21 protein-coding genes, 1 tRNA gene and 3 pseudogenes are annotated in these 26596 nt (G+C 60.7%); 13 read left to right on the top strand and 12 right to left on the bottom strand.

The window, feature by feature from the left end; all coding sequences use genetic code 11:
- The first annotated feature begins 37 nt into the window (after window positions 1-37).
- Entirely contained in the window at window positions 38-1198 is a 1161-nt protein-coding gene (locus ACSKB9_RS14040; protein WP_438073827.1) for a sulfotransferase family protein, read from the top strand.
- 268 nt (window positions 1199-1466) lie between these two features.
- Here ACSKB9_RS14040 and ACSKB9_RS14035 read toward each other — a convergent pair whose 3' ends face one another.
- On the bottom strand, window positions 1467-1721 hold the full coding sequence (locus tag ACSKB9_RS14035; RefSeq protein ID WP_411780163.1) for a hypothetical protein: 255 nt from the start codon (window positions 1719-1721) through the stop codon (window positions 1467-1469).
- Between the two features lie 477 nt (window positions 1722-2198).
- On the opposite strand from ACSKB9_RS14035, the gene cysD reads away from it, so the two are divergent.
- Both cysD and cysN read left to right on the top strand, forming a co-directional pair.
- Window positions 2199-3098 carry a sulfate adenylyltransferase subunit CysD gene (gene cysD, locus ACSKB9_RS14030; RefSeq protein WP_438073825.1) on the top strand — a complete coding sequence of 300 codons (900 nt, stop codon included), beginning with the start codon at window positions 2199-2201 and terminating at the stop codon, window positions 3096-3098.
- Entirely contained in the window at window positions 3098-4987 is a 1890-nt protein-coding gene (gene cysN, locus ACSKB9_RS14025; RefSeq protein WP_438073823.1) for a sulfate adenylyltransferase subunit CysN, read from the top strand. The genes cysD and cysN overlap by 1 nt, the downstream gene beginning before the upstream one ends.
- Window positions 4988-5298: 311 nt before the next feature.
- Here cysN and ACSKB9_RS14020 read toward each other — a convergent pair whose 3' ends face one another.
- A complete protein-coding gene (locus ACSKB9_RS14020; protein WP_438073821.1) occupies window positions 5299-5946 on the bottom strand; it encodes a DUF938 domain-containing protein in 648 nt (215 codons plus the stop codon).
- Window positions 5947-6508: 562 nt separating this feature from the next.
- Here ACSKB9_RS14020 and ACSKB9_RS14015 point away from each other — a divergent pair.
- Window positions 6509-7269 (top strand): IS5 family transposase gene (locus ACSKB9_RS14015; protein WP_438073819.1). Its coding sequence is split into 2 segments (ribosomal slippage): window positions 6509-6854 and window positions 6854-7269, totalling 762 coding nucleotides; the frame shifts between segments, so codons are not numbered across the junction.
- 13 nt (window positions 7270-7282) lie between these two features.
- Here the strand turns inward: ACSKB9_RS14015 and ACSKB9_RS14010 are convergent.
- Window positions 7283-8212, bottom strand: coding sequence for a TauD/TfdA dioxygenase family protein (locus ACSKB9_RS14010; protein WP_438073817.1), 930 nt, complete (start codon window positions 8210-8212; stop codon window positions 7283-7285).
- Window positions 8213-9490: 1278 nt separating this feature from the next.
- Between ACSKB9_RS14010 and ACSKB9_RS14005 the strand changes: the two genes are divergently transcribed.
- Window positions 9491-9967: a hypothetical protein gene (locus ACSKB9_RS14005; RefSeq protein ID WP_438073815.1), complete on the top strand. Its 477-nt coding sequence runs from the start codon at window positions 9491-9493 to the stop codon at window positions 9965-9967.
- Between the two features lie 130 nt (window positions 9968-10097).
- Window positions 10098-10252 (top strand): annotated as a pseudogene (locus ACSKB9_RS14000) (IS256 family transposase); the annotation flags it as partial.
- A 194-nt stretch (window positions 10253-10446) separates the two neighbouring features.
- Here ACSKB9_RS14000 and ACSKB9_RS13995 read toward each other — a convergent pair.
- From ACSKB9_RS13995 to ACSKB9_RS13970, 6 genes and pseudogenes are all read right to left on the bottom strand, one after another.
- Window positions 10447-10662 (bottom strand): annotated as a pseudogene (locus ACSKB9_RS13995) (SET domain-containing protein-lysine N-methyltransferase); the annotation flags it as partial.
- Window positions 10663-11677: 1015 nt separating this feature from the next.
- Window positions 11678-12988 (bottom strand): type II toxin-antitoxin system HipA family toxin, encoded by a 1311-nt coding sequence (locus ACSKB9_RS13990; protein ID WP_438073813.1) that lies wholly within the window; start codon window positions 12986-12988, stop codon window positions 11678-11680.
- A complete protein-coding gene (locus ACSKB9_RS13985) occupies window positions 12988-13242 on the bottom strand; it encodes a helix-turn-helix domain-containing protein (protein ID WP_438073811.1) in 255 nt (84 codons plus the stop codon). The genes ACSKB9_RS13990 and ACSKB9_RS13985 overlap by 1 nt, the downstream gene beginning before the upstream one ends.
- Before the next feature lie 925 nt (window positions 13243-14167).
- Window positions 14168-14242: transfer RNA gene (locus ACSKB9_RS13980), tRNA-Val, on the bottom strand.
- A 113-nt stretch (window positions 14243-14355) separates the two neighbouring features.
- A complete protein-coding gene (locus ACSKB9_RS13975; RefSeq protein WP_438073810.1) occupies window positions 14356-15639 on the bottom strand; it encodes a hypothetical protein in 1284 nt (427 codons plus the stop codon).
- Window positions 15640-15875: 236 nt separating this feature from the next.
- Window positions 15876-16481 carry a DUF1134 domain-containing protein gene (locus ACSKB9_RS13970; RefSeq protein ID WP_016843676.1) on the bottom strand — a complete coding sequence of 202 codons (606 nt, stop codon included), beginning with the start codon at window positions 16479-16481 and terminating at the stop codon, window positions 15876-15878.
- Window positions 16482-16634: 153 nt separating this feature from the next.
- On the opposite strand from ACSKB9_RS13970, the pseudogene ACSKB9_RS13965 reads away from it, so the two are divergent.
- A pseudogene (locus tag ACSKB9_RS13965) lies at window positions 16635-17098 on the top strand (YHS domain-containing (seleno)protein).
- On the opposite strand, the gene cysQ reads toward ACSKB9_RS13965, so the two are convergent.
- Entirely contained in the window at window positions 17099-17926 is an 828-nt protein-coding gene (gene cysQ, locus ACSKB9_RS13960) for a 3'(2'),5'-bisphosphate nucleotidase CysQ (protein ID WP_438073808.1), read from the bottom strand. It lies immediately after the preceding pseudogene.
- A 256-nt stretch (window positions 17927-18182) separates the two neighbouring features.
- On the opposite strand from cysQ, the gene chpT reads away from it, so the two are divergent.
- The 6 genes from chpT (at window position 18183) to ACSKB9_RS13930 (ending at window position 24951) form a co-directional block, all read left to right on the top strand.
- On the top strand, window positions 18183-18830 hold the full coding sequence (gene chpT, locus ACSKB9_RS13955) for a histidine phosphotransferase ChpT (protein ID WP_438073806.1): 648 nt from the start codon (window positions 18183-18185) through the stop codon (window positions 18828-18830).
- A gap of 202 nt (window positions 18831-19032) precedes the next feature.
- On the top strand, window positions 19033-21792 hold the full coding sequence (locus tag ACSKB9_RS13950) for a hybrid sensor histidine kinase/response regulator (protein ID WP_438073805.1): 2760 nt from the start codon (window positions 19033-19035) through the stop codon (window positions 21790-21792).
- Between the two features lie 94 nt (window positions 21793-21886).
- A complete protein-coding gene (locus ACSKB9_RS13945; protein WP_438073803.1) occupies window positions 21887-22357 on the top strand; it encodes a chemotaxis protein CheW in 471 nt (156 codons plus the stop codon).
- Window positions 22358-22420: 63 nt separating this feature from the next.
- Window positions 22421-22792 (top strand): response regulator, encoded by a 372-nt coding sequence (locus ACSKB9_RS13940; protein WP_438073801.1) that lies wholly within the window; start codon window positions 22421-22423, stop codon window positions 22790-22792.
- Between the two features lie 123 nt (window positions 22793-22915).
- Entirely contained in the window at window positions 22916-24082 is a 1167-nt protein-coding gene (locus tag ACSKB9_RS13935; RefSeq protein ID WP_310880167.1) for a protein-glutamate methylesterase/protein-glutamine glutaminase, read from the top strand.
- Window positions 24079-24951, top strand: coding sequence for a CheR family methyltransferase (locus ACSKB9_RS13930; protein ID WP_438073799.1), 873 nt, complete (start codon window positions 24079-24081; stop codon window positions 24949-24951). The genes ACSKB9_RS13935 and ACSKB9_RS13930 overlap by 4 nt, the downstream gene beginning before the upstream one ends.
- A gap of 187 nt (window positions 24952-25138) precedes the next feature.
- On the opposite strand, the gene ACSKB9_RS13925 is transcribed toward ACSKB9_RS13930, so the two are convergent.
- Both ACSKB9_RS13925 and ACSKB9_RS13920 read right to left on the bottom strand, forming a co-directional pair.
- Entirely contained in the window at window positions 25139-26293 is a 1155-nt protein-coding gene (locus ACSKB9_RS13925) for a glutathionylspermidine synthase family protein (RefSeq protein ID WP_438073798.1), read from the bottom strand.
- A gap of 33 nt (window positions 26294-26326) precedes the next feature.
- On the bottom strand, window positions 26327-26548 hold the full coding sequence (locus ACSKB9_RS13920) for a hypothetical protein (protein WP_304496725.1): 222 nt from the start codon (window positions 26546-26548) through the stop codon (window positions 26327-26329).
- Window positions 26549-26596: the final 48 nt, after the last annotated feature.

Here is a 26596-nt window from a genome sequence, read left to right as displayed (position 1 = left end):
AGCTAATCACCTAGTGCAGGCAAAGGGGCCTAGTATCATGAGTAGGGATCTTAGCCATTCGCCTGCGGTCGGCTTTCTTCTTGGCCTTCCTCGGTCGGGCACGACGCTGCTGGCGCATCTGCTCCAGCGACATCCAGATATTATGTCTCCGCCTGAGCCCTGGCTGATGCTGGCACTTGAGGCATTTGGCACGGTCGATCATCGACACCCAGCGGGAAGCTCACTGGTCGGGGCCGCCACTTCCGAATTCCTTGACCGGATAGATCGCGCTGTCGTTAGCCGGGCTCTTGCCGATGCCGCTTACGGCCAATATTTGGCAGCTGCGGGCAAGCGCACGTTCATAGACAAGACTCCGCGCTATTGGATGGTGCTCGATTTCCTGGATTCGCTTTACCCGGAAGCGCCACGAATCCTCATAACGCGCAATCCCTACGCGATTGCCGCATCACTGAAATCGACGTGGGACATTTCGCTCGTATCTGCAGGCTGCCCGTCTGCCATCGCATCCTGTCTCACCGATCTCGCGCGGGACTTGCCCACGCCTGCCGTCGTATCCTGCCTGGCTGATCTCGTTCTGGGCTTGCCGACCCTCGCTGCGCTGCGTGGCCGCCGGCAGACGCAAGTGGTGCAGTACGAAATCCTGGTAGTGCACCCCGACGAGGAAGTCCGGCGTGTTATCGCAGGACTAGGCCATGATCCTGCGGACGTGACATCGGCCACAGTGGAGCAAGCCGACGTTTTCCGGTCAAGTACCTTTGGGGATCGAAACATCCTCGAGAAAAAGACAATCGATGATCGGTCGGTGCAGGCTTGGCGAACCGCATTGAGCACCGAAGAGATGCAGGTGGTAACCGATCTGGTCGGCACCGAACTCTTGATCGAGCTTGGTTATGAGCAAGACCTTCGGTGCGCACAGCAAGTCGGAATTGTCGATCGGGGCCCAGTAGTAACCGAGGCGTATCGTCAACTATTTCGAACCTGCTGGGATCTGCGCGGCGGTACGGGAGGCTCGTCGTTCGGCGTCTCCACTCACGCGCGTGAGCTAAATGGCATTGCCCGACAAGCTGGAGGCAGCTCCTCAGTTTCCGAGGCGCAACGACTGACTGAGAAGACGGAAGAGCATTTGCGGTTGATGAACTCCATGGCGGCACAGTTGGAGCAGGCATTGACAGCTGCGAAAGGCGGTCTTGGACATTAATCGCGTGACGAACGTCTCAACGTCGCTGGTGACATTGTGCGGCTTGAGCAGGCCTCGGTCGAGCTGGGGCGCTGCTGCTACGCTGAAGAATGTGGCCGCAATAGGCGTGCGGCTCGAAGTCTCCATCCGAACCGGAACGTCTGTAGTGGGGCCTCCTTTTCAGTTCTTACGGTTAGCTGGGCCGATGCGGTGTATTTCCAGACGCTATGCCGCAAAGGCAGGCGTCCCACCACGAGAATCCGGCTGCCGGGCGGGACGCTTGCACTTGTTAGATCAAATCTTCCGTTCGAGACCTTTGAGACCGGAAACGGTCAATGATGAGGTCGCTCGCCGCGCCAATCAAATAACACAACTGCATAGCAGTGGAACTTGAGACGAAGGCCAGAATTGCGCCCGTCAGACCGTGCCCGACAAAATAGGCTGCCGGGATCAAAATCAGGATTGTAGGGAAGCATACATAGACTTTGAAATAGCGTCCCAGCAGCAATCCGCAGATACCGCTTGCCAAGATAAACGCCAACATCGCGCCTTCTAGTGATGCTCGATATACACTAGGGAATTATTTTCGAAATCGTCAGAGTGAAGGGCGATCATTCGGACATTCCTGAGTCGTCCAAACCAAGGTTTACTATCCGTTATTCGCCAAAGCTGGTAAAATCGATTGTCTTGATAAAACACATTCTTGATCTGGATAAGTCTTGATCATCCTTTGGCATGTCCATGATTGAGATCGTCGCGGTCGCTCAACGCCTTCATGAACGAGCAACCTCATCGCAGCGGAGCGGGGCAAGCTGCGTGTCGAGCCAGGCCGTCATGCGCCAGAACGATGCTGCCAATCCTTGTGGGCTGGCTGCACTTTCATTGCGGTGCTGATCGCAGCGTGCGTCTAGATTGTTGACAAGCCATGGCAAACCTCGCACCTCAAGGTCACTTCGTCGATCAGGAGATGCCTGCATCAAGCGGCACCTGACGAACTCAAACAGAATGTGCATCGAAGAACATGTTGCCCAAACATCTGCGTCGCCTCGAAGCTGAATCGATCGCGATAATGCGTGACGTAGTCGCCGAGTTTAGAAAGCCGGTCATGCTCTATTCGATCGGAAAAGACTCAAGCGTCATGCTGCACATTGCAATGAAGGCGTTCTTCCCGGCCAAGTTGCCCTTTCCCTTGCTTCACGTCGACACGACGTGGAAGTTCCGCGAGATGATCAGCTTCCGGGATGAAACAGCCAAGCGGCTCAACGTGGACCTGATCGTGCATGTGAACAGGGAAGGCATCGAGCGCGGGATCAATCCAGTCGATTCCGGTTCACTTCTTCATACGCAGGTGATGAAGACCGACTCTCTGAAGCAGGCACTCGACTTCTATCGGTTCGACGCCGCCTTCGGTGGGGCGCGACGTGACGAGGAAAGGAGCCGTGCGAAAGAAAGGATCTTCTCCTTCCGTACGGCCGGCCATGTGTGGGATCCGCGGGATCAGCGGCCGGAGCTATGGAATCTGTTCAATACGCGAATCCGCCAAGGCGAAACCATGCGCGTGTTCGCTATGTCGAACTGGACCGAGCTCGATGTCTGGGAATACATCATGCTCGAGAAGATCCCGGTCGTCCCACTCTACCTTGCAAAGCAGAGGCCTGTGGTCCTCCGAAATGGCGCAACCATTATGGTTGACGACAAGCGACTGCCGCTCAGGTCCGACGAAACGCCGCAGATGCGGATGATTCGCTTTCGAACCCTGGGGTGCTATCCATTGAGTGGGGCCATCAACTCCAACGCTGCCACGATCGAGGACATCGTCGCTGAGATGCGGACTGCGACGGTATCTGAACGCCAGGGACGCTTGATTGATAGTGATGAAGCCGCTTCGATGGAGAAGAAGAAGCGGGAAGGCTACTTCTGATGGCATCCAAAGCGGCTGTCGAACTAGTCCAGGCCAGAACAAAGGACCAGCTCCGTTTCATCACTTGCGGTTCGGTGGACGACGGAAAATCGACGCTGATTGGCCGGCTGCTGCATGACAGCAAAATGATTTACGAGGATCAGCTGACGGCGCTGGCACACGATAGCGCCAAGCACGGCACGAACGGTAATGACGTCGATTTTGCGTTGCTAGTCGACGGGCTCGAGGCAGAGCGAGAGCAAGGCATCACGATCGACGTGGCCCATCGCTTCTTTACCACGCCGCGCCGCTCGTTCATGGTGCTCGATACGCCCGGCCACGAGCAATACACCCGTAACATGGCAACCGGTGCCTCGAACGCCCAGCTCGCCATTATCCTAGTTGACGCCCGCAAGGGCGTGCTGGTGCAGACCAAGCGTCACTCTTTCATTTGTTCGCTGCTCGGTATCCGTAATATCGTGCTGGCTGTGAACAAGATCGACCTCATCAAGTACAAGAAGGAGATTTTCGACCGGATCGTCGAGGACTATATCGGCTTTGCTGCCGGTCTTCGCTTTACCTCGATCATTCCGATTCCGATCTCCGCCCGCTACGGCGACAACGTCGCTAGCCGCTCTGGTAACATTCAGTGGTATGATGGTCCCTGCGTGCTCGATTACTTGGAGAGCATCGATATCCAGTCTAACGCCGTGATCCAGCCTTTCCGCTTTCCGGTCCAGTGGGTGAACCGGCCCAATTTGGACTTCCGGGGCTACGCCGGATCGGTTGTTACCGGGAGTATCTCGGCAGGGGACGAGGTCGTTGTCGCAACGTCTGGACAGACCACGCGCATCAAGCGGATCGTGACCCATGACGGCGACCTTACCCGCGCTGAGGCGGGCGATGCCATCACCATTTCGCTCGAAGACGAGCTCGATATCAGCCGTGGCGCTCTCCTGGCGCGCTCGACGGAGCCGCCAGAGGTCTCCGACCAGTTCGCCGCGCATCTGATCTGGATGGACGAGGACCCCCTCGTTGCCGAACGCAAGTACATCCTGCGCATTGGAACGCAGACTGTACCCGCAGGAAGTATAACGGCAATCAGGCATCGGATCGACGTCAACACCGGTGAGCATCTCACAGCTAAAACGCTTGGGTTGAACGAGATCGGCTTCTGCCATATTTCGACGGCGCTGCCGATAGCGTTCGATCCTTACGAGATCAATCGCGAGACCGGCTCGTTCATCGTCATTGACCGCTATACGAATCGGACGATCGGCGCCGGGATGATTGCATATCCTCTGCGGCGGGCCACCAATATCGCTTGGCACCCCCTTTCAGTGAGCCGGAACGAGCGCGCCGCACTCAAAAATCAAAAGGCTTGCATCATCTGGTTCACGGGCCTATCCGGCTCGGGAAAGTCGACAATAGCCAACATAGTCGACCAAAAGCTGTTTACTATGGCGTACCACACCATGCTGCTGGATGGCGACAACGTGCGGCACGGACTAAGCGCGGACCTCGGCTTCAGCGAGGCTGACCGTGTCGAAAATATTCGACGGGTCGGTGAAGTCGCCAAATTGATGGTGGACAGCGGCCTTATCGTGATTTGCTCGTTCATCTCGCCCTACATGGCCCAGCGAGACATGGTGCGCAACCTGGTTGGTAAGGAGGAGTTCCTCGAGATCTTTGTTGATACGCCGATCGGAGAATGCGCGCGGCGCGTTCCCAAGGGGCTCTACTCCAAAGCGAAGTCTGGAGAAATCAAGAATGTCACCGGCATCGATGCGCCCTACGAAACACCGTTAAGACCCGAAATTCATCTCGGGACAACAGATAAAACGCCGGAGCAACTAGCGGAAGTCGTGATCGAGGTCTTGATCGCGCGTGCAATCGTCGACAGCCATTAGCATCTGCCGATTACCATCATTGTCGCAGCAGCAGTGCAATCGTTCAAGCCTTGCGCACAGGCGCCGCCGATTTGCTAAACCGAACGTGACAGCAGGCGGGTGGTCCTTGCCAATGAAGCGCGCCAACATGGGCATTGGGTCTGGTCGGCACCATAGGCACGCCTTGGCCTTGCAGGCCTGTGCTCGTCGCGAATTCTCAGCCGCTAGTCACTCATCGCCAAGCGTCTGGGCACTCGGTAGGTCTGGAAGGCGCCATGAGCGCGAAATAGCCGGACTCGCCGCGCCATACACTGGGGATGCTGATCCGCCGTTCAGGATCTACCGAAGAGCAGAATGAAATTACTGGCGGGCAAATCCAATTGCCGTCTGAGCGCCAGTCCGTGCTTCCGGGCCTTCCTTTCAATATCCCGCACGTCTTTGAGACCCCATTCGGGCACGCCGGTCTCCCGAATCTCCCTGTCGAATGCCTCGTTCGACGACGTAGTGTATTTCCCGTCAATTTTAAAGGGACCATAGATTGCGATGAAGCCGGTTGGTTTCAGGAGCTTTGCGCCAAGCGCAGCAATGCCGTCGGCGATCGAGACGGGGGCAACATGGAAGACGTTGATGACGAAGATGACGTCGTTGAGCTGCTCACGGGCATCTGGCCAAGTTGACGGGACCGCGAGATCGACCAGAACGGGATAAGCAATGTTATTGTTATCGCCTTCGAGGCGCTTCCTTTTAATGGTCTCGAAGACACCTTGATCGTAATCGGAAGGCTGAAACCGAATGTGCGGGAAATGGGGCGCGAGGTAGTTGATATGTAATCCGGCTCCAGTCGCTACTTCAAGGGCGTCACCTCTAGTAGGAAAGAATTCTTTGAACGCTTTTAGGATCGCGTCCTTATTGCGGTTGCCTGCCCAGGCGACATAAGGGCTGAGCGGATAAGGATCGATAATGGGTCTGTCGTCGGGCAATCGCGTACTCCTTGCTTCGATGACGAAGACCTGGCCCGGACTCGTCGTTCAGGGCAATTAGGAGGCGCGCGCTAGCCTCGGTTCGTCCGTCCGGTATCGGCCTGAAGAGGATCTATGGAGCCTCGGCGCTCCGCTGTCGGGCGGAGCGAAAGCGTATCGCGATGGAGCATGGGAGAATCGTCTGATGGACAAGCCCTTCCCGGTGGTCGACGTTCACACCTGCCGGCTGAGACCGGATCCCGCTTGACCTCGGGCAGACCAAACTCCATCTCTCGAACGGGCTCCTGCGCCGCCAAGCTCCGTACACGCGGCGAAGTTCAGTCTGTTGCAAGCTGGCTGATCCAAAGCGATCGACGAGGGCGGCGGCGACTAAAGGTAAAATCTTGCTTCGCCACGCGGGCCGCTTAGTCTGCGGATTTAGAAAGAGGCGAACGCGCAATGGATAGAATCTGCACCAGCGAACTACCGAGAATTTGAGTGGGCTAGGACCGATCGACATTCAGGATTCCCAAGCGGTTTGATCGCTGATTCATAGAGTTCCGTGATTCGAGACACGGAGCAGATGGTGGCGGCGAAACGATATGAGCTGACGGAGGCGCAATGGGCGAGGATTGCGCCACTGCTGCCGGGGAAAGCTGGCGACCCGGGACGTACGGCTGCGGACAATCGACTGTTCGTCAACGGATGTTTGTGGGTTTTGCGATCGGGCGCACACTGGAGCAACCTGCCGGAACGGTACGGCAAGTGGAAAACGGTGCATCAGCGCTTCAGCCGCTGGTGCCATGCCGGCGTCTGGGAGTGCGTGTTCGCTGCTCTGACCGCCGATCGCGACAACCAGTATCTGATGATCGACAGCACCATCGTTCGCGCCCACCAGCAGGCGACGAGCGGAAAAGGGGGGCCAAAGATCAGGCGCTGGGGCGTTCCCGAGGTGGACTGACCACCAAGATCCACATGCTGGCTGATGCGCTCGGCCGTCCGCTCCGCTTCATCGTCACGGCTGGGCAAGTTAATGACATCACCCAGGCGCCGGCACTGCTCCACGGCCAAAGCGGCGATGCCGTGCTCGCCGACAAGGCCTATGACAGCAACACCCTGCGGGCGATCATTGCGGAAATCGGCGCAACGGCGGTAATCCCGTCAAACCGCACCCGCAGGATCATCATTCCGCACGACGCCGACGCCTACAAACAGCGCAATCGCATCGAGCGCTGCTTTTGCCAGCTCAAACACTTCCGACGCTTGGCAACCCGTTATGACAGGCGAGCCGCCAACTTTACCGGCTTCATCCATCTCGCTGCCGCAATGATCTGGATGCAATGAATGTCGATCGGTCCTAGGTCCCCACCATTGGTGGTTGCTTGGTGACCTTGTGGCGCGTTACACTGGCCCGGCCGTCGACGCTGACGGGCACATCACCATCGATCGTGGCGCGACGCATGACGCGATGCTGGTCGCCGTAGTCATTGACCGCGTAATGCTGTGTTGCGCGGTTGTCCCAGATCGCGACATCGCCTGCCTTCCAGTTCCAGCGCACGGTGTTCTCAGGTGCCGTGATATGGGACTGGAACAGGTCGAACAGCTTCTGGCCATCGCGTTTGGGGATGTCAACAAAACGCTGTACCACATCGCCGAGCACCAGCGCCCGATCGCCGGTCTCGGGATGGACGCGCACGACGGGATGCTCGGTCTCAAAAATGGTTCTGGTAAAGACCTCATCAAAATGCTTCTTGTCGACTTCGCGGACACGAGCCGTTCCGGCGTAATCGAAGGCGTTGGTATGAACTGCCCAGAGTTTATCGGCAAGCCGTTGCAGCGGCAGCGGCAGATCCAGGTAAGCAGCCGCGGTGTTCGACCACACCGTATCGCCACCAAAGGGTGGGATCACAATGGCTCGCAGCACCGAGATTTTGGGATAGGCAGCGGTGAATGTCCCATCTGCGTGCCACACGTCAGCCCGACTGCCTCCGCGGGCTGAATCGAGCTCGATGATTGACGTCGTTCCCTTGGTGGTAGCGAGCGTCGGATGCGGCACAAGCTTTCCCAAACGTATAGCAAAGCGTTCCTGCTCCGGATCGTCGAGATGATCCTGATCGCGGAAGAAGATGACTTTGTGTACGAGTAGCAAGCTGTTGATCGCAGTAATCGTGTGGCTCGGCAAATCGCCCGATAGTTTGATATTTCTGATTTCAGCGCCGATGCGCGCGGCGCGTTTGACGACGTCGCTGCACGGAATGATACTATCGATCATAGCTTCTTCACTCATGGTGGTCTTCCGAGCCTCGAGGTCGTTAGTCGGACAACGTTATTCAGCTGACGCGAATAGGTGAACGCCAGATTGGGTATTGTCGAAAACTGCTGCATTCGGTCTGTTCGTCTGCTTCGAGCGAGGCATGATTCCCCGCGCACGGATGGTGCTGGCATTGCTGGTTTCGTGCGTCTGCATGCTCTTAGCTCTAGTCCCGCTGTTGCTGGAGCGAAAGCAATGACCATGCCAGTGCTGCGAGGCATGCTAAGCGTCTGACCATGCTTTAAAAATCTATCGTGCCTTTTGTGCGCACTGTGTTTCAAACCTGACGGGACATTTATGCCGCTGTCAGCGCACTCGGTCGGCCGCATCAACAGGATCCCTGGGAGCTGGTGATCCAATGCTTAATTGCCCTACGGATCATCGAAGAACATGCCAGCAATCTCGGCCAACACGGCCGCCGATTGAATAGGTGCCCGCATGCCGTCGTGACCAGTAATCCAGCGTTCCCGACCTGACTCAATCCGAGCCGTTCGGCTTTGCCGCTTGGCTCTCGTATTGGAGTAGACGTAGACATTCCTCTATTGCGGTTTGAGAGTGCATATTACCGTCAACCGACAGACGTGATATGCGGATCACGCCTCCGAGCAAGGAGATCATGCGTCAGCTCATCCAGCTCGCCGAAGGCGCGTTGCGGGTCGAGTTGATGTTCGCCCGCCCCGGCTGCATGCCTCCCCCTCCAGGCAGGTTGACTTCGATCGGCGCGAGCTCAGCGTGGAGACGTGGTTCATCCTTACGACAGCGAAGATGTGCCCAAGAGGGTCGCGGGCTTGCGGACCATTCCGCTCGGGAGGGGATTTTAGTCATGCTGTGCGCATGGCGCCGCAAGACGCGTTTTCCTGTCAAAGAGCGATCTGATCGTTTCTAACCGCGGAGGTCACTACCAAGAGCCAGGACAATCTCGTCAATCGGTACTTCCAGCCAATCTTTGTTCGCCTCGCCGCGCGCTGGAAGAGCGCCGCAACATGCTATGGAAATCTTCGACTGTCACCCACTCCCGCAGTTTGCGCTCTCGTGCTGGATTGAAGCTGGGCGTCCGCCCTCTGCGCCGGATTTGAGCAAGGACTGGAATAAGTCCTTCACAAGGCACGTGCCCCATTGACTCTGAAACATCCCCTCGAATCAGGGCATTGCAGCGATCGCGCTTGGCGGGGAATCCTCGAATCGGCTGGTTTTGCACTCTCCATACAGTAATGTGCGCTGGCGTTGCGTTTGCTTCCGACCCCGGAGCAGGCAATGGCGAGGATTACAAAGGCTCAACGTGAGCTAGCGGAAGCGCTCGAGTTTCGCACAAGAGCGAAAGCTCTTTTGCGTGACCGCTACAATGACTGGAACGACTGGGAATTTGATTGGCTAACCGACGAGGTGCGGCGGCCTCCCGACTATATCTACACCGAGAAAGAGTGGGCCGTGCTGAAGCGACTGAAACATTACGCGCGCTCATTCACGGAATACGCTGGTTATTCCGTCCCGGAATTAACTGCGATCGCTTACGTCAGCCGGTTCGACTTCCAGGAGCACGAGCAAGAATTTGCGGAACAAGTTCATAGCTGGGGTGCAACGCATCTCAAGCGGCGTCAGATCCGCTTCCTTGCGAGCTTGTGTAGCCGGTTCGAAAACATCGGCTACGACCCATTGCCGGACTACGCGCCTGTCGAGGAAGCGGAATCTGTTGGAGCTGAGGGTCTGTTGTCAGCGGCGTACTTGCGGTGATCGTTAGGATTGTGCGTTATGCAAGTAACGTTGTCATTGCCAGGTCTCGTTGCGGACCATTCACCGAAAAGTGCGCCGGTAACGAAGTCTTAGACTGGCGCAACACATGTAGAGAACTCCACGTAGGGGGACTACCAACGTCATCGAAAGCGCGTTGGCGAGCGTGTGCCGCAGCACCGTGCAAGGGATGTTTGTCGAACAAGACTCGCTGCGATCCTCAAGCTCGCCGAGGCCGCCGAGAAAAGCTGGCGTCGCGTCGATGGCCACAACCAGTTGCCGAAACTCTCCGTGCGTAAATACGCCAACGGAATCGTAGTCGCAGGCCCAACTCGATCCACTGCCGCCTGGCCTGCTCCGGCACCAACATTCGGCGATCGCACTTTAACCCACGATAAGTCGCACCTAGGATCGAAAGACAAGTAATCGCAAGTCAGTTCTTCATCCGGTTGTACGTCACGGGCTGTGAAAATTCCACAATGATCGTCTTGGTACGTGTTTGGTTGACTGCTGTGATTCATGAAACGGGCGTTGTCAGCGTTGTACTCTAGAACACCATCATCAACGTTGAGGTCCCTTGGATAGGCATGCTTGTCAAGTAAAGCTTGAAATGTTCGAGGTAAAGTTTTGTACTGTTCAGGTGTCACGGCAATGTCGACGATTGGGTTGTGAATCCAAATTAAGGCACCTTTAGGCAAAAGAATAGCAGAGAAAAGTCCAATGCCGCCAACTGGTCTGGTTTCAAAATAGTTTCAACAATCAACACTGACAATCTCCCATAGTCACTAACACCAGCAAGCTAACTAACCTGAGCCGCGAATCCCCTGCAAGAATTGGTAGGGTTGTTTAATCCCGTGTCCGTGACAATCTCGATTTTTCTTACCGCTACAAGAAAACGCAGGTCTACGACGCTGCAGAATACTAGGCGCCGGAGGATGACTATGCGGGATATGAATACGACAACAGCGAGCGCTAGGGCGTCCCCGACGTGTGCGAAAATCGAACGATAGCCGATTATGACTTCAAGCACTTCATCAGTCTTGGGACCTCCGCCGGGCCGCTGCCGCCGGCACTCGACGTCCCGACCACGTGTGCGATTGGCTTTGCGCTCGTTCTTCCGATGATGCCGGTGGTGTGTTGATGGGGCCCATCTCACCCAAGCTCTATGCTCATTACGGAGCCCTCGAAATAGCGAAAGGCGCCGCGCGGGCGTTGACCCGAGATGAACGCGCCATCTTCCGGCAAGCGCGCAACAGTGCTATTAGGCGAAGTATTTCCTTCAGCCTTTCAGAGAGAGAAATACAATTGCTTGTTGCCGCGTTCCGCGGGACGATGTGAGATGACTGGCATCGCCTTCAACAACTCCCGCGTTCCAGGCGAGCGAAAACGGTTTCTTCGTATAAGTATCGATCGGCTAGACAACAGTGCTGGCTACAGCCTCGATAATTGCCGTCTGGTTTGGGCAGCTGCGAATCTCATGCGCGGCCCGCAAGCCTCGATCTTATGCATCAGCTGGCGCTTGAGTACGCGCGGCATCACGGCGCAGCGGTCCCTGATGATCTCATCCTTTCGCGCGAAGAAGACATGTGGCGGTACTAGCCGGCCACACCGGCTCACGTGATGGATAGGCATTACGCTGTCCTTCGTTTCGGCTTCGCGGGCGCTGGCCGACCACCATCCGATGGAACGGTTGGTCCACCACGGTCGGCCAGCCTAATTTGGCTCGTTGATGAGCTTGATGCGGTGGAGAGCGGCGGTCCGTATCGACTCGGTGATGTTTTTCGGGAAGCCTTTGGGCAAGGCTTTTGCGACCTTCTCGTAATTCGCCTCGAATGTCGCGGTCAGATCATCAAAGATCGAGCGCACGACAGGAATGCCGATGCCCGACATCTCGGCCGTCTGGATGAAATGGCGCGGCAGGATCTCATTCACCGTGTAGTGACGGCTCTTGCCGACGGACATAGCCAGCTTGAACGACTTGGGTTGAATTTGCTTTGCATCCAGACTGGGTTGCGCGCTTAGCACATCATAAAGCGGCGTGAGGCGGAAGCGTCCTCCGGGGTTGAGGAAGATGCTGAAGTTCTTGGCATGGCCATCCGTGGCACCGATCAGCCAAAACACGACACCTGATCGCATGAAGATCGCGGTATCATCAGCGGGGGCATCGCTGCCCTTAAGCAACTCGAGAATTTCCTTCATGCCGGGACCGCCATCTGATTGATATTTTCGCGTAGGTGGAATCGATAGGGCTTGGCAGCAATCCTCTTGTGGCAGCCGGAGTAGACGCTTGTCTTTTGTCCAGCGGCGGTCAAAACGCTCAACGACAAGCGTGCGACGCCCGCCGAAGTCCGCGATTTCGGCATTGGCGGCCGGCACGCCAAGAGCTGCAATCAGCTTGAGACAGAAATACTCGTTCTCGACGCTGTTTGAGAGGTCGACGCCGTTAGGCAAGCGCCCAATTTGTGGTTTCAGAATATGGGTGGTCGCAGTTGTTCCGGACGGCTTGTACCATTTGCTATCGCGGCGCAGTAGAGCTGTCTTTTCCTGAGCGCCGGCAAGCGAGATACGGAAATCGTCGTCTTCGCCCATGCCAAGTGGCGCAGTGGCGAGGTTTTGAATGATGTCCGTAATTTCCTTGTCGCTGACCGGTTTCCCGTCGATCTTTCCCGTTGGTCCTGGATTGATGCCCTCCGGTAAGAATTGGAGCGCCCCGACACAGTCGTGGCCGACTGCCGAAAGCATGCTGTAGGCGTCGGTGCCATTTGCTCCGACGCGCTCGGCGAGGCGCCTCCGTATCGGCTCACTATCGGGCAAGAGATTGTCGAAGACATTGATCACAGGGGCGCCAATGTACCGATCCTCGCGAAGCGGCAAGGAGAGTGAAATCGGGAACGTGGAGTTCCAGGCGAGCCAGTTGGCATCGTACCGGAAATCGATCGCCCCACTGGACGCGCGCTTGAGCGTCCCGGCGTGACGGCCGTTCACGAACACGTTTAGTGGTGAATTGGCTCGCGAGCGGGCCATCAGAAGATATCCTCAATGTCGGCAGCGCTGGCTTTGCTTCGCGGACGAATAACGAGCTCGAGATCGAGCGCGGCCAAAGCCTCCATGACGGTGTGAAGCTGGATGGCCGGCGCCCCTCCTTCCAGCCGAGATACAGTTCCCTGCCGAAGATGGATGTTTTTCCCGAGGTCGGACTGTGTCAGGCCAGCTTTCTTACGAGCTCGGCGCAGGATCGCACCGAGCTGCTTTTCTGTTCTCGCGATTTGCTGGGTCATGGTCCGCCTCCAGAATAAAATATACGCGATCGCGTATTAAAAATCAATATACGCGATCTCGTATAAATTCTCGATATACGTTTTCGCGTATAAATCACGGGTATACGCGATCGCGGATAAGCTCCGAGCATACGACCGGCGTGAAGGACAGTTCGAGGTTCAGGCCGCGGGAATCTCAAGGGTGCGATCGTAGAGCCCGGATGTCGCCGAACCGCTACTCGACACGTCCCGTCATCTCCTCGGAGATCCCAGCCGTCGTGGCTGTCCAGCCAATGACTTCGCAGTCACGGCTGTCCAGGGCAAAGGCAACCCGCGATCTCGGCGTTCCAGCAGGGGAACTCCAGCGCGTCCGAACAGCAACGCCCATTAGAGCATCGTCATGATCGTTCCGTCATGGCCCGTGGCACCCGGCGCCCCGTATGCCGGACCAGCAACAAGCCGCCTTCTTCATCAGCCGGTAGACGCGCTTGGCATTGGCCGGACCCGTGGCCGGCGGATCTCGCGCTTTAGGAGCGCAGCGATCCACCGGTATCCATAGTTTGGGCGGCTATTCACAAGGCGCGGATATCGGAAGTGAGCTCCGCCTCCCGGCACGGGTCTGGCGACCGCGCTTTGGACGCATGCCGCCCGCGCGCTCAACCAGGTTGGAACGGGCAACCCCGAGGGTCTCTGCGATCCGTTTCACGGGGATAACCTTCGGCGCCCATTCGCGAAGAATCTACGCCGATCGGTATGAGAGACCTATCCAGTCCCGCCACGGAAGATCCTGAAATGGCAAAAGCCGCAATCGTCGATCGTGGACGGAAGGCAAAGTAATTTTTTGCAAGCGGCCGCAATATTTGATGTATGCCCCGGTTGTGCCCCAGTTATCCTGGGCACATTCCGAGGGAATCTGGTCGGTAAGCTATTGATTTTAAAGGTTTAATGGTGGACGCACAAGGGATCGAACCTTGGACCTCTCCCGTGTGAAGGGAACGCTCTCCCGCTGAGCTATGCGTCCGGGATGTGACGTGCCAAAGGCCGCTGGTCGGCGGCCGGTCGAGTGCGGCGCTTCGTCAGAGCGTGCGATTTACGAAGTGCCGGGTAGGGGTGTCAAGCCAAACCCTGCGGGAATTAAGCCCCTTGCTGGCGGGCGCGGGAGGCGTGTGACTGCAGCGCCCGGATGCGCTCGGCGAGCGTGCCGCCGCCCTCGGGCATCCCGCTGCCCGGCGAGACGCCGTTGGCGGGCTTGGCCGCCGCCTTGCCCGGCACCGTCGGCTCCGCCGCCAGCATGGCCTCGATCGCCGAATTCGGGCCCTCGAGCTGGATCGCGAGCTTGGCCACCTCGGCGGCAATGTCGTTGATGCGCTCGCGCAGCAGCGCATTCTCCATCCGCTCGGTCGCCCAGGAGCTCTCGGCCTGCTGCTGGATCGCGTTGATGTCGCGCTGCAGCTTGCCGCGCTCGTCGCTGACGGTGCGCAACTGCTCCTCGACTTGAGCCTTCTCCTGGCGCAGTTTGTCGAGCGCGGAGGATTTGCCACCGCCCACTGCTGCGATCTCCTCGCGCAGCTCCTGCACGGTCCGCTCGGCGGCGGCGTTGGCCTGCTTCAACTGGCCGTTCTCGAATTCACGCTCGGCAAGCAGCTTGCCTTGGGTCGCAAGCCGCGTTTCGAGGTCGTTGACCCGGTTGCCGAGCATCTCGGCTTCCTTGACCTGGGCGACGAGCTGGCGGTCGAGATCGGTGACGCGTTGGCTCAGATTCTCGACCCGGCCGCGCGCGTCGGTGAGATCGCGCGTCGCGGTTTCCGACTGGCTGCGCTCCTGGGCGAGGCGGGCTTCGGTTGCCGCGAATTCCCTGGCGGCATCGCCGACCCGGTTCTTCAGCTCCTCGACCTGAGTCCGCACCGCGACCAGTTCGATCTGGCGGCTGTCGGCGGTCATCGCGCGGTCGTTGAGCTCGGCGTTGATCTTGCCAAGCTCGCCCTGCTTGTCGGTCAGCGCCTGCTCGGCGTTGCGCAACAGCTCGGTCTTGGCCGAGAATTCTTCCTCGGTGGCGCGAAGCTGATCCTTCATCGCCTTCTCGCGCGCTTCCAGCGCGAAGATCGCGGCGTTCTTCTCGCCGAGCTCGATCTTCATGCGGTTGATCGCATCGGTCTTCTTGCCGAGCTCGGCGAGCTGGCTCGTGGTCTTGCTCTTGAGCTGGTCGACGCTCATCTCGAGCCGGCGGGCCGACATGGCGAATTCGGCGCGGAGCTGGTCCTTGTCGGCCTGGATCTCGGCCATCGACAGCGGGGTGGCCGCCTCCATGCGGCGCGTGGTCAGCCGCACCGCCCGGTTGTGCACCAGCGGAACGATCATCAGGCCGCACAGCATCGAGATCAGGAAACCGATCGCCGCGTACATGATCGGCTCGATCATGAAGGGTCACTCCAAGAAAAGAAGGAATTTGTTAATCACAATGCCACGGCGGGCCGGCCAAAGGCCAGCCCGATTGCCGCGTTAACCTGAATTGCTAACCGTGCCGGAGCGCCGGCCTCATCGCCCGATCAGGGCTGCGACCTCGTGCTTCGTTCCGATTGAATCGGAACGAGGCTCTGGATTCTGTCCTGACGCGTTTTCTTGATGCGAACCGGCGTCGCTCGGCTGGAAACGCCCTAGAACGGGTTCCAGGTCGCGCGCGGGGTGAATTTGAGATAGCCGACGCTGGCGCCGAGCCGCAAGCCGATGCCCGAGCGAATCGGGACCAGCACGATGTTGTTGGCGGTCAGCGCCGTCATGCCGAAGCCGCCGACGATATAGGCCGAGCCGTCGATGCCGACGAAGCGCTGATAGATCGCCTGGGTCGAAGGCAGGTTGTAGACCAGCGTCATGGTCCTCGCGCCGTCGCCGCCCCAGTCGAAGCCGACCGAGGGACCCTGCCAGTAGACCCTGAGGTCGCCGGCGTTCTTGGTGTAGAGCGTGCCTTCGCCATAGCGCAGCCCGGCCACGAAGGCGCCGGAGCCTTCCTCGCCGAGCACATAACCATTGGGCAGGCCCCACTGGCTGACGGCGCGCTCGATGACCGAGGCGAGTCCGCGCGAGACATTGCCGAAGAACTTGTGTCCGGCATTGACCAATTCGTCGGGCCCGTAAGTATACGGGGTCGGCTCACGCTGTGGCGGCGGATATTGCGGTGGCGGGCCCTGCTGCGCGGACGCCCCTGCGCTCCAGCACATCAGCGCGGCAAACGCGACCGCGGCAAGGCGTGATGCGAAAGTCATTAAGAACCCCTGCTATCGAAATCCGGGCGCTGCCCTTTAACCTGATGCCAACAGGCACGGCTCTAGGTTGCGCCCGGTGTCCCCTCGACTCGGATGTTATCGGTATCAACTATGACGGCACAACGGCAGGAAAGATATGGATCGTGCCGGGGGATGGCGTTTTTCGGCCTGTTGGCGGGCATTTTGGCGGCCATCTGGCCGTCCTTGCCTGTTCAGGCCACCACAACCGAGCGCGTGGTGACGAACCGCTACTCCGGATTGGCGATCAGGGATTCGATCCCGTCGCCTATTTCACCGACGCCGCCGCCACCCAGGGGCGGCCGGAATTCGAGGCCGCGGAGAACGGCGTGGTCTGGCGTTTCCGCAACGAGGGCAACCGCGCTTCGTTCGTGGCGCATCCCGAAATCTATGGCCCGCAATTCGGCGGTTACGATCCGACCGATCTGGTGCGGGGCGTCACCTGCGCGGGCAATCCGCGATTCTGGGCCGTCGTCGGGAACAGGCTTTACCTGTTCAACCGGGAACGCAGCCGTGACGTGTTCGCCGCCGATCCCGCGCGCTTTTTGAAGGAAGCCGCGGCGCGTTGGCCGGAGCTGGAAGACAATCTCGCGCAGTGATCACGGCGCCGCGGCCGGATCGCCCCAGGCAATGAATTCCGGCACCAGGAAGTCTTCGCGGCCGAGCCCGAAATGCAACGGGCTGCCGTTCGAATCGGTGACCTTGCCGCCGGCCGCTACGACGACCGCGTGACCTGCCGCAACATCCCACTCCGATGTCGGCGACAGGCGGGGATAGATATCGACTTCGCCCTCGGCGACACGGCCGAATTTGACCGCCGAGCCCAGCACGGCGCGGACCGCGTTGCCGCGCGCGTCGATGAAGGCTTCGGTGCGCGCATCGCCATGCGAGCGGCTCACTGCCACCGTCCATGGCGCGCCGCGCGGCGGGCAGGGACGGGTCTTGATCGGCACCGCCTGCGAAACCGCGCCGCCCTGCAGCGTCAGTCGCTCCGCGCCCTTGCCGACGATGCCGCGCCAGATCAGCCCGAGTGCCGGTGCGCCGACGATGCCGAGCAGCGGCACGCCTTGCGTAACCAGCGCCACATTGACGGTGAATTCATTGCGGCCGGCAACGAACTCCTTGGTGCCGTCGAGCGGATCGATCAGGAAGAAACTGTCTTTATAGGGCGGCGTCGCCAGATGGACGCGCTCCTCGGACAGCAGCGACACCTGCGGCGCGAGCCGCGTCAGCCCTTCGACGATGATGTGGTCGGCGGCGAGATCGGCCTCGGTGACCGGCGACCCATCGTCCTTGCCGGCAACATTCATCGTCGAACGATTGACCGCAAGAATCGCGTCGCCGGCGCGGATCACCAGTTCGGTCAGTGATTCGAGCAGCGTCGCGGCGGCCTCGCAGCCGATCAGCGACGGCCTTGCCTTATTCATGTGCGGGTCTCATGTCAGCGGGTCGCATATCCTGTTTGTGTTCCCTGAGATCATGATGCGATGACGGAGCATCGCATCATGATCTCATCTCCTTGTTTGAGCATGATCTTTTCGGAAAACCGGTTTCCACTTTTCCGGATCATGCTTTATCAGTCCCGCCGCAAGCTGGCAGCATCCGTCTGCGCGGTGTATCAAGCCCACAGGCATGCGTGATTCGCACTCCTCGGTCGGCGTGCGGCTTTCCAGGAAACAATTGATGTCTGGCACTTCGTCTCCCGGTCCCGCTCCCGACGCGCTCGAACTCGCGGCGCTCTTGTGCTCGCGGGTCTGTCACGATCTCATCAGTCCGGTCGGCGCGATCGTCAATGGGCTTGAGGTCCTTGACGACAATCCCAAGCCCGAAGATCGCGACTTCGCGCTCGATCTGATTCGCAAGAGCGCAAAGACCGCTTCGGCGCGACTGCAGTTCTGCCGGCTGGCATTCGGCGCGGCCGGTTCCTCCGGCGCGCAGATCGACCTCGGCGATGCCCAGAACATGGCGAAGGGGCATATCGAGGACGGCAAGGTAACGCTAACCTGGAATTTGCCGCGGCTGCTGTTGCCCAAGAACCGGGTCAAGCTGCTCTTGAACATGCTGGTCATCGCGCAGCAGACGATCCCGCGTGGCGGCACGCTCACGATCGATCCGGTCGGCGAAGGCGAGGCCATTAGCTTCCGCATCACGGCTGCAGGCCTCAATGCGCGCGTGCCGCAAAACATCGTCGATCTCCTGAATGCGACCTCGCCGAACACGGTCGATGCGCATGCGGTGCAACCGCACTACACCCGCCTGCTGGCGGAAGCCTGCGGGCTGAAGGTGACGCTCGCGCTCGACGGCGACAAGGTCATCATTGCCGCGTCCTGACCGCGGCCGCGCCGATATCATTAATCAAAGGTTACGACCGGCCGCGCGATTCGATCGCGCGGCCTTATCTCTTTGTTGATCCCGTTCCTTTCCATTTGCTCAACCAAACTTAAACGCTTTGCGGAGAAGCTGACCTGAGTTCCGTCAGGCGCGTCGATGTTGCGCGCCGCTGCGTTTTCGGCGTTTTTCGAAGGTTGGTTTCATGGACGATCTGTTGCGCGAGTTCCTGACGGAGAGCAGCGAGAGCCTGGATACGGTCGACAACCAGCTGGTGCAGTTCGAGCAGGATCCGAACAACGCGAAGATCCTGGATAACATCTTCCGGCTGGTGCACACCATCAAGGGCACCTGCGGCTTCCTCGGGCTGCCGCGGCTCGAGGCGCTGGCACATGCCGGCGAGACCTTGATGGGCAAATTCCGCGACGGCATGCCGGTGACGGCGGAAGCCGTGACGCTGATCCTGTCCTCGATCGACCGCATCAAGGAGATCCTTGCAGGGCTGGAGGCGACCGAGGCCGAGCCCGAAGGCAATGACCGCGATCTGATCGATCAGCTCGAGGCGATGGTCGAGCACGGCATGGCGGCGATGTCCGATTCGACGCAGTCGATATCGTCTGGCTCGACGCAGTCGATGCCGGTTGCTGCTGAAGAAGACGTGCCGGTCGTCGAAGCTCCGTCGGTGCAAGCGGCGATGACCGAAGGCACGCTGGTGGTGCAGACGCTGGAGCGTCCGCTGCGTCCGGGCGAGGTCTCGCTCGACGAGCTCGAGCGCGCCTTCCGCGAGACCGAGACCGAAGCCGCCGCACCGGCGCCGGCCGTGAAGCCTGCCGCTGCGGCTCCCGCCGCTGAACCCGCTGAAGCTGCAAAGAAGCCGGCCCGCAAGGCGGCCGGTGAGGATGTCCAGGAAGGCGACAAGATCGCCAACCAGTCGATCCGGGTCAATGTCGACACCCTCGAACACCTCATGACCATGGTCTCCGAGCTGGTGCTGACCCGCAACCAGCTGCTGGAGATCTCCCGCCGCAACGAGGACACCGAGTTCAAGGTGCCGCTGCAGCGGCTTTCCAACGTCACCGCCGAGCTGCAGGAGGGCGTCATGAAGACGCGCATGCAGCCGATCGGCAATGCCTGGCAGAAGCTGCCGCGCATCGTCCGCGACCTCTCCGGCGAACTCGGCAAGCAGATCGAGCTCGAGATGCACGGCGCCGACACCGAGCTCGACCGCCAGGTGCTCGACCTGATCAAGGATCCGCTGACGCATATGGTGCGCAACTCCGCCGATCACGGGCTGGAGACCACCGCCGAGCGGGTCGCCGCCGGCAAGCCGGAGCAGGGCACCATTCGCCTGTCCGCCTATCACGAGGGCGGCCACATCATCATCTGCATCGCCGACAATGGCCGCGGGCTCAACACCGAGCGGATCAAGGCCAAGGCGCTCCAGAACGGTCTCGTCACCGAGGCCGAGCTCGAGAAGATGACCGAGGCCCAGATCCACAAGTTCATCTTCGCGCCGGGCTTCTCGACCGCCGCGCAAGTGACTTCGGTGTCCGGCCGCGGCGTCGGCATGGACGTGGTGCGCACCAATATCGACCAGATCGGCGGCACCATCGACATCAAGAGCGTGGCCGGCGAGGGCGCCTCGGTCACCATCAAGATCCCGCTGACCTTGGCGATCGTCTCCGCCCTGATCGTGGAAGCCGGCGGCGACCGCTTTGCGATTCCTCAATTGTCTGTCGTCGAGCTGGTGCGGGCCCGCGCCAACTCCGAGCACCGCATCGAGCGCATCAAGGACACCGCAGTGCTGCGGCTGCGCAACAAGCTGTTGCCGCTGATCCATCTCAAGAAGCTCTTGAAGATCGACGACGGCGCGACGACTACGGATGCCGAGAACGGCTTCATCGTGGTCACGCAAGTCGGCAGCCAGACCTTCGGCATCGTGGTCGACGGCGTGTTCCACACCGAGGAGATCGTGGTCAAGCCGATGTCCACAAAACTGCGGCACATCGACATGTTCTCCGGCAACACCATTTTGGGCGATGGCGCCGTGATCATGATCATCGACCCCAACGGCATCGCCAAAGCCCTCGGCGCGTCCGGCTCCTCGGCCCATGACCTCGCCGACGACAATGCGAACGCCCATGCCGCAAGCGGCGAGCAGCTGACCTCGCTCTTGGTGTTCCGCGCCGGCTCCTCGCAGCCCAAGGCGGTGCCGCTCGGCCTCGTCACCCGGCTGGAGGAGATCGCAACCGACAAGATCGAGCTCTCGAACGGTCGCTACATGGTGCAGTACCGCGAGCAGCTGATGCCGCTGGTGCAGATGGCCGGCGTCGAGGTGCAGTCGCAGGGCGCGCAGCCGATCCTGGTGTTCGCCGACGACGGCCGCTCGATGGGGCTCGTGGTCGACGAGATCATCGACATCGTCGAGGAGCGGCTCAACATCGAGGTCGCGGGATCGCAGGACGGCATTTTGGGCTCGGCCGTGATCAAGGGCCAGGCCACCGAGGTGATCGACGTCGGCCACTTCCTGCCGATGGCGTTCGCCGACTGGTTCTCGCGCAAGGAGATGCGGCCGTCGGCCTCGGCGCAGTCGGTGCTGCTGGTCGATGACTCAGCGTTCTTCCGCAACATGCTGGCGCCGGTCTTGAAGGCCGCCGGCTACAAGGTCAGGACCGCGGGCGGCGCGCAGGAAGGGCTCGCGGCGCTGCGTTCGGGACAGAGCTTCGACGTCGTGCTGACCGACATCGAGATGCCCGAGATGAACGGCTTTGAGTTCGCCGAGAACATCCGGAGCGACCACAACTTCGACCAGCTGCCGATCATCGCGCTGTCGGCGATGGTGTCGCCGGCGGCGATCGAGCGCGGCCGGCAGGCCGGCTTCCACGACTATGTCGCCAAGTTTGATCGTCCCGGGCTGATCGCGGCGCTGAAAGAGCAGACCGCCGAACTGCGCCGGGCGGCTTGAGGGAAGAGAGCATGATCCGGACCGGAACGGCCGCGTTAGCGCAAAGTGTGAAGCGGTTTTCCGATCGGATCATGCTCAAACAAAGGGTTCATCGATGACCAGCAAGACCGAGACCTCTGAGGGCGCGATGGCCGAATACGTCACCGCCGTGATCGGCGGGCAGCTGTTCGGGCTGCCGATCTCGCGGGTGCAGGACGTGTTCATGCCGGAGCGGCTGACGCGGGTGCCGCTGGCCTCCAGCGAGATCGCCGGCGTGCTCAATCTGCGCGGCCGCATCGTCACCGTGGTCGACATGCGCGCCCGGCTCGGGCTGCCGAAGGCCGACGACGGTAAGCCTCCGATGGCGGTCGGCGTCGACCAGCGCGGCGAATCCGATGGCCTGCTGATCGACCAGATCGGCGAGGTGCTGCGGCTCTCCGAAAACAGCCGCGAGGACAACCCGGTCAACCTCGATCCCCGCATGGCCAAGCTCGCCGGCGGCGTCCACCGCCTCGACGGCCCGCTCATGGTCGTCCTCGATGTCGATCGCGTGCTCGAACTGGTGCCCGACGCCAAAGCGGCGTGAACAGGGCCGCCCGAACTGAAGAACTGAAACATCCCACCGGGGATGAGGAAGTAGAGGTCGCAGATGAGAACCTGTCTTGTTGTCGATGACTCAAGCGTCATTCGCAAGGTCGCCCGCCGCATTCTGGAAGGGCTCGATTTCCAGATCGTCGAGGCCGAGGACGGCGCCAAGGCGCTCGAGGCCTGCAAGCGCGCGATGCCGGAAGCGGTGCTGCTCGACTGGAACATGCCGGTCATGGACGGCTACGAGTTCCTCGGCAATCTCCGCCGCATGCCCGGCGGCGATCAGCCCAAGGTCGTGTTCTGCACCACCGAGAATGACGTCGCGCATATCGCACGCGCGCTGCATGCCGGTGCCAACGAATACATCATGAAGCCGTTCGACCGGGACATCGTCACCGCGAAGTTCCAGGAAGTCGGACTCATTAGAGCATGATCCGGAAAAGTGGGAACCGGTTTTCCGAGAAGATCATGCTGACTTAGATTCTTCGTTCGATCCGGCGGCAGAAGCCTTCGGCTCAACGGTTGTTGTGCGTCGTGTTGCGTCGCTGGTGAAGTCATGAGTGTTGCGTTGACAAGTACTGCGGTCCCGACATCGACCCGTTCCGACAAGGTGCGGGTGATGGTGGTCGACGATTCCGTGGTGATCCGCGGGATGATCTCGCGCTGGATCGGCGCCGAGCCCGACATGGAAGTCGTCGCCTCGCTGCGCACCGGCCTCGACGCCGTCAACCAGCTCGAACGCATCAACCCCGATGTCGCGGTGCTCGATATCGAGATGCCCGACCTCGACGGCATCTCGGCGCTGCCGCAGCTGCTGGCGAAGAAGCGCGATCTCGTCGTCATCATGGCCTCCACGCTGACCCGCCGCAACGCGGAGATCAGCCTGAAGGCTCTCTCGCTCGGTGCGTCCGACTACATTCCGAAACCGGAAAGCACGCGCGAGGCCACCGCCGCGGAAACCTTCCGCCACGACCTGATCCAGAAGATCCGTCATCTCGGCGCCAAGGCGCGGCGCAACCCGGTGCACTCGACGGCAAGCCCGCCGCTTGCGCCCGGTCATGACAGGCCGCGTCCGCTGGCGCCCGCTGCTGCGCACACAGCGCCGGCCCAGGCCACGCGCCGTTCGTTCGGCCTGCTGCCGCCCAAGGTGCTGCTGATCGGCTCGTCGACCGGCGGCCCGCAGGCGCTGATGACGCTGGTCGCCGAGATCGGCCCGGTGATCGATCGCTTCCCGGTGCTGATCACCCAGCACATGCCGCCGACCTTCACGACCATTCTCGCCGAGCATCTGGCACGCACCAGCAAGCGGCCGGCGCATGAGGGGATCGACGGCGAGAGCATCAAGCCGGGCCAGATCTATCTGGCGCCCGGCGGGCGCCACATGCGCGTCGCCCGCCACGGCGTCGATGCCACGATCGCGCTCGATGACGGGCCGCCGGTCAATTTCTGCAAGCCCGCGGTGGATCCGATGTTCACCTCCGCGATCGATGTCTGGCAGGGCAGCATCATGTCGGTGATCCTGACCGGCATGGGCTCCGACGGCATGCGCGGCGGCAAGGACATCGTCGCCGCCGGCGGCAGCGTGATCGCCCAGGACGAAGCGACCAGCGTGGTGTGGGGCATGCCCGGTGCTGCGGTCAATGCCGGCATCTGCGCCGCGGTGCTGCCGCTCAATCAGATCGCACCGAAGCTTGTTCGGGTATTTGCGGGAGACCGTTCGTGACGCCGCTGGACTACGAGTATCTGCGTAAGCTGCTGAAAGAGCGTTCCGGCCTCGATCTCTCCGCCGACAAGCAGTATCTGGTCGAGAGCCGCCTGCTGCCCTTGGCGCGCCGGTCGAACCTCGCCGGGATTCCCGAGCTGATACAGCGGATGAAGGGCGGCGCGGAGCTGCTGACATCGGAGGTGGTCGAAGCGATGACCACCAACGAGACCTTCTTCTTTCGCGACAAGATCCCGTTCGACCATCTGAAGGAAGCGGTGCTGCCCGCGCTGGCGCAGGCGCGCGCCGCGCGCCGCAGCTTGCGGATCTGGTGCGCGGCGTCGTCGACCGGGCAGGAGCCGTATTCGATCGCGATGCTGCTGAAGGAGATGACCGCGCTGTTTGCCGGCTGGCGGATCGAGATCATCGCCACCGACCTGTCGCAGGCGGTGTTGGAAAAGGCCAGGGCCGGCCTGTTCAGCCAGTTCGAGGTGCAGCGCGGCCTGCCGATCCAGCTGCTGGTCAAGTATTTCGTGCAGAAGGGCGAGCTCTGGCAGCTCAACGCCGATATCCGCGGCATGGTGCAGCACCGCCAGCTCAATCTGTTGCAGGACCTGTCGCATCTCGGCACCTTCGACGTGATCTTCTGCCGCAACGTGCTGATCTATTTCGATCAGCAGACCAAGGCCGGTATCTTCGGCAAGGTAGCCCGGATGCTCGAGCCCGACGGCGTGCTGGCGCTTGGCGCGGCCGAATCCGTGGTCGGCATCACGAACCTGTTCAGGCCTTATCCCGACCGGCGCGGGCTCTATCAGCCGAACACTGCGCCGGTCGCGCGCGCTGGCGCCGCGCTGCATGTGCTCAAGGCGGTTGCGTCCGCTGCGCGGTGAGACGAGATCCCCCGCTTTAACTCCGTCACCCTGAGGAGCCGCGAAGCGGCGTCTCGAAGGGTCGACGACCGCCAGCCGGGCCGTGCATCCTTCGAGGCTCGCAAGGGCTCGCACCTCCAGCGACAAAGGCGAAGCCTTTGCGCGGGGATGACGGCGACAGAGCCGCGTTCGGTCCAACGTTCATGAACTACAGAATCGCGTGCGGCAGGAAGCGCGAGGTGTTGCCGGTGATCGGATTCTCGTCTTCCCGAATCGAGAGTCCGCAGGGCGTGCCGTCCACCAGCCAGCTGCCGAGTACCGGATACTGCCCGGAAAAATTCGGCAGTGGCGCCAGTGCCTGGCGGATGAAACCTTCGGCGCCGTAGGGGCCTTGCTCGGCGACCAGCGTGATGCCGGCGCTGACCAGCTCGACATTGGCGCCCTCGCGCGAATAGATCGGCTTGCGCACGAACGACGTGCCGAGCTGGGCGGCCTGCGGGTCGTCCTCGAAATAGGCCGGTAGCAAATTGGGGTGGTTCGGGAACATCTCCCAGAGCAGCGGCAGGATGCCCTTGTTGGAGAGGATCGCCTTCCATGGCGGCTCGATCCATTGCGTCGGCGCGCTCGAAAGGTTCTTGCCGAACGCGTCGTGGAACATCCATTCCCACGGATAGAGCTTGAACGCGAGTGCGATCGGGCGTTCGTCGAGGTCGACGAACTGACCTTCGCGCAGCCCGATCTCCTCGATGTCGAGCAGCGTGGTCTTCAGCCCGGCCTGCGCCGCGGTGTCCTCGAGATAGGCGAGCGTGCCGGCGTCCTCGGGATTTCCGGTCAGTCCGGTGAGATGCAGCGGGTGGGTCGCGCCGATCCTCTTCCAGGCCTCGATCAGCCGGTCGTGGATCGAGTTGAACTGGTCGGCGCGCTTCGGGATGATGTTGCGCGCAATCGCCTGTTCGAGCCAGGTCCATTGAAACACCGCGGCCTCGAAGATCGAGGTCGGCGTGTCGGCATTGTATTCGAGCAGCCTGGCCGGGCCACGGCCGTCGAAAGTGAGATCGAGCCGGCCGTACAGGCTCGGATTGTTGCGGCGCCAGCTTGCCGCGATCAGATCCCAGAACGCCTCCGGTATCTTCAGCCGACGCAGATAGCGCTCATCCCTGACCGCGCGTCCGGCGAGCTCGAGACACATCGCGTCGATCTCGCCGGTCGGCGCCTCGATCGAGCGCTCGATCTCGTCCAGCGTGAAGGCGTAATAGGCGCGCTCGTCCCAGTACCGTTCGCCGTCGATGGTGTGGAAGGTGAAGCCGGCATTCTCGGCGGTCGTCCGCCAATCGTCGCGTTCGAGGCATGCGATGCGTTGCATGAGGGGAAACCGCGCTCGCTCGTCAGCCTGGTGTCAGCTTCCGCCATGCGACGGGTCGTCGTCGCCGTAGCGGGCGATGGTGCGCGGCGCGCCGCCGAAGCCGCCGGAGGGCGACCGTTCCGCGGACTTTCGCTTCGCGTCGTGTCCTGCGTGGTGATGGTGGCTGCGGGCATGGCTTGTCGTCAGGCCGATCGACGCCGCGCCGATCGCGATACTTCCCATCAATTTCAGCCATACGCGGCGCGAGCGTTTCATGGACGCAATCCCTGCCTTGCCGTCTGCGGAGCGCGGAGTTTCCATCAG

Source organism: Bradyrhizobium sp. BR 1433, from assembly GCF_051547665.1.
Taxonomy (GTDB): domain Bacteria; phylum Pseudomonadota; class Alphaproteobacteria; order Rhizobiales; family Xanthobacteraceae; genus Bradyrhizobium; species Bradyrhizobium australafricanum.
This window is presented reverse-complemented; position numbering and strand designations above follow the sequence as displayed.

Bases quoted from the DNA above. Each gene is read 5' to 3' on its own strand.
- cysD (WP_438073825.1), top strand. From the start codon at position 2,199: ATGTTGCCCAAACATCTGCGTCGCCTCGAAGCTGAATCGATCGCGATA.
- ACSKB9_RS13990 (WP_438073813.1), bottom strand. From the start codon at position 12,988: ATGGCCCGCTCGCGAGCCAATTCACCACTAAACGTGTTCGTGAACGGC.
- ACSKB9_RS14005 (WP_438073815.1), top strand. From the start codon at position 9,491: ATGGCGAGGATTACAAAGGCTCAACGTGAGCTAGCGGAAGCGCTCGAG.
- ACSKB9_RS14010 (WP_438073817.1), bottom strand. From the start codon at position 8,212: ATGAGTGAAGAAGCTATGATCGATAGTATCATTCCGTGCAGCGACGTC.
- ACSKB9_RS13920 (WP_304496725.1), bottom strand. From the start codon at position 26,548: ATGAAACGCTCGCGCCGCGTATGGCTGAAATTGATGGGAAGTATCGCG.
- ACSKB9_RS14040 (WP_438073827.1), top strand. From the start codon at position 38: ATGAGTAGGGATCTTAGCCATTCGCCTGCGGTCGGCTTTCTTCTTGGC.
- cysQ (WP_438073808.1), bottom strand. From the start codon at position 17,926: ATGAATAAGGCAAGGCCGTCGCTGATCGGCTGCGAGGCCGCCGCGACG.
- ACSKB9_RS13975 (WP_438073810.1), bottom strand. From the start codon at position 15,639: ATGATCGAGCCGATCATGTACGCGGCGATCGGTTTCCTGATCTCGATG.
- cysN (WP_438073823.1), top strand. From the start codon at position 3,098: ATGGCATCCAAAGCGGCTGTCGAACTAGTCCAGGCCAGAACAAAGGAC.
- ACSKB9_RS13970 (WP_016843676.1), bottom strand. From the start codon at position 16,481: ATGACTTTCGCATCACGCCTTGCCGCGGTCGCGTTTGCCGCGCTGATG.
- ACSKB9_RS13940 (WP_438073801.1), top strand. From the start codon at position 22,421: ATGAGAACCTGTCTTGTTGTCGATGACTCAAGCGTCATTCGCAAGGTC.
- ACSKB9_RS13945 (WP_438073803.1), top strand. From the start codon at position 21,887: ATGACCAGCAAGACCGAGACCTCTGAGGGCGCGATGGCCGAATACGTC.
- ACSKB9_RS13950 (WP_438073805.1), top strand. From the start codon at position 19,033: ATGGACGATCTGTTGCGCGAGTTCCTGACGGAGAGCAGCGAGAGCCTG.
- ACSKB9_RS13985 (WP_438073811.1), bottom strand. From the start codon at position 13,242: ATGACCCAGCAAATCGCGAGAACAGAAAAGCAGCTCGGTGCGATCCTG.
- ACSKB9_RS14035 (WP_411780163.1), bottom strand. From the start codon at position 1,721: ATGTTGGCGTTTATCTTGGCAAGCGGTATCTGCGGATTGCTGCTGGGA.
- ACSKB9_RS13935 (WP_310880167.1), top strand. From the start codon at position 22,916: ATGAGTGTTGCGTTGACAAGTACTGCGGTCCCGACATCGACCCGTTCC.
- chpT (WP_438073806.1), top strand. From the start codon at position 18,183: ATGTCTGGCACTTCGTCTCCCGGTCCCGCTCCCGACGCGCTCGAACTC.
- ACSKB9_RS13925 (WP_438073798.1), bottom strand. From the start codon at position 26,293: ATGCAACGCATCGCATGCCTCGAACGCGACGATTGGCGGACGACCGCC.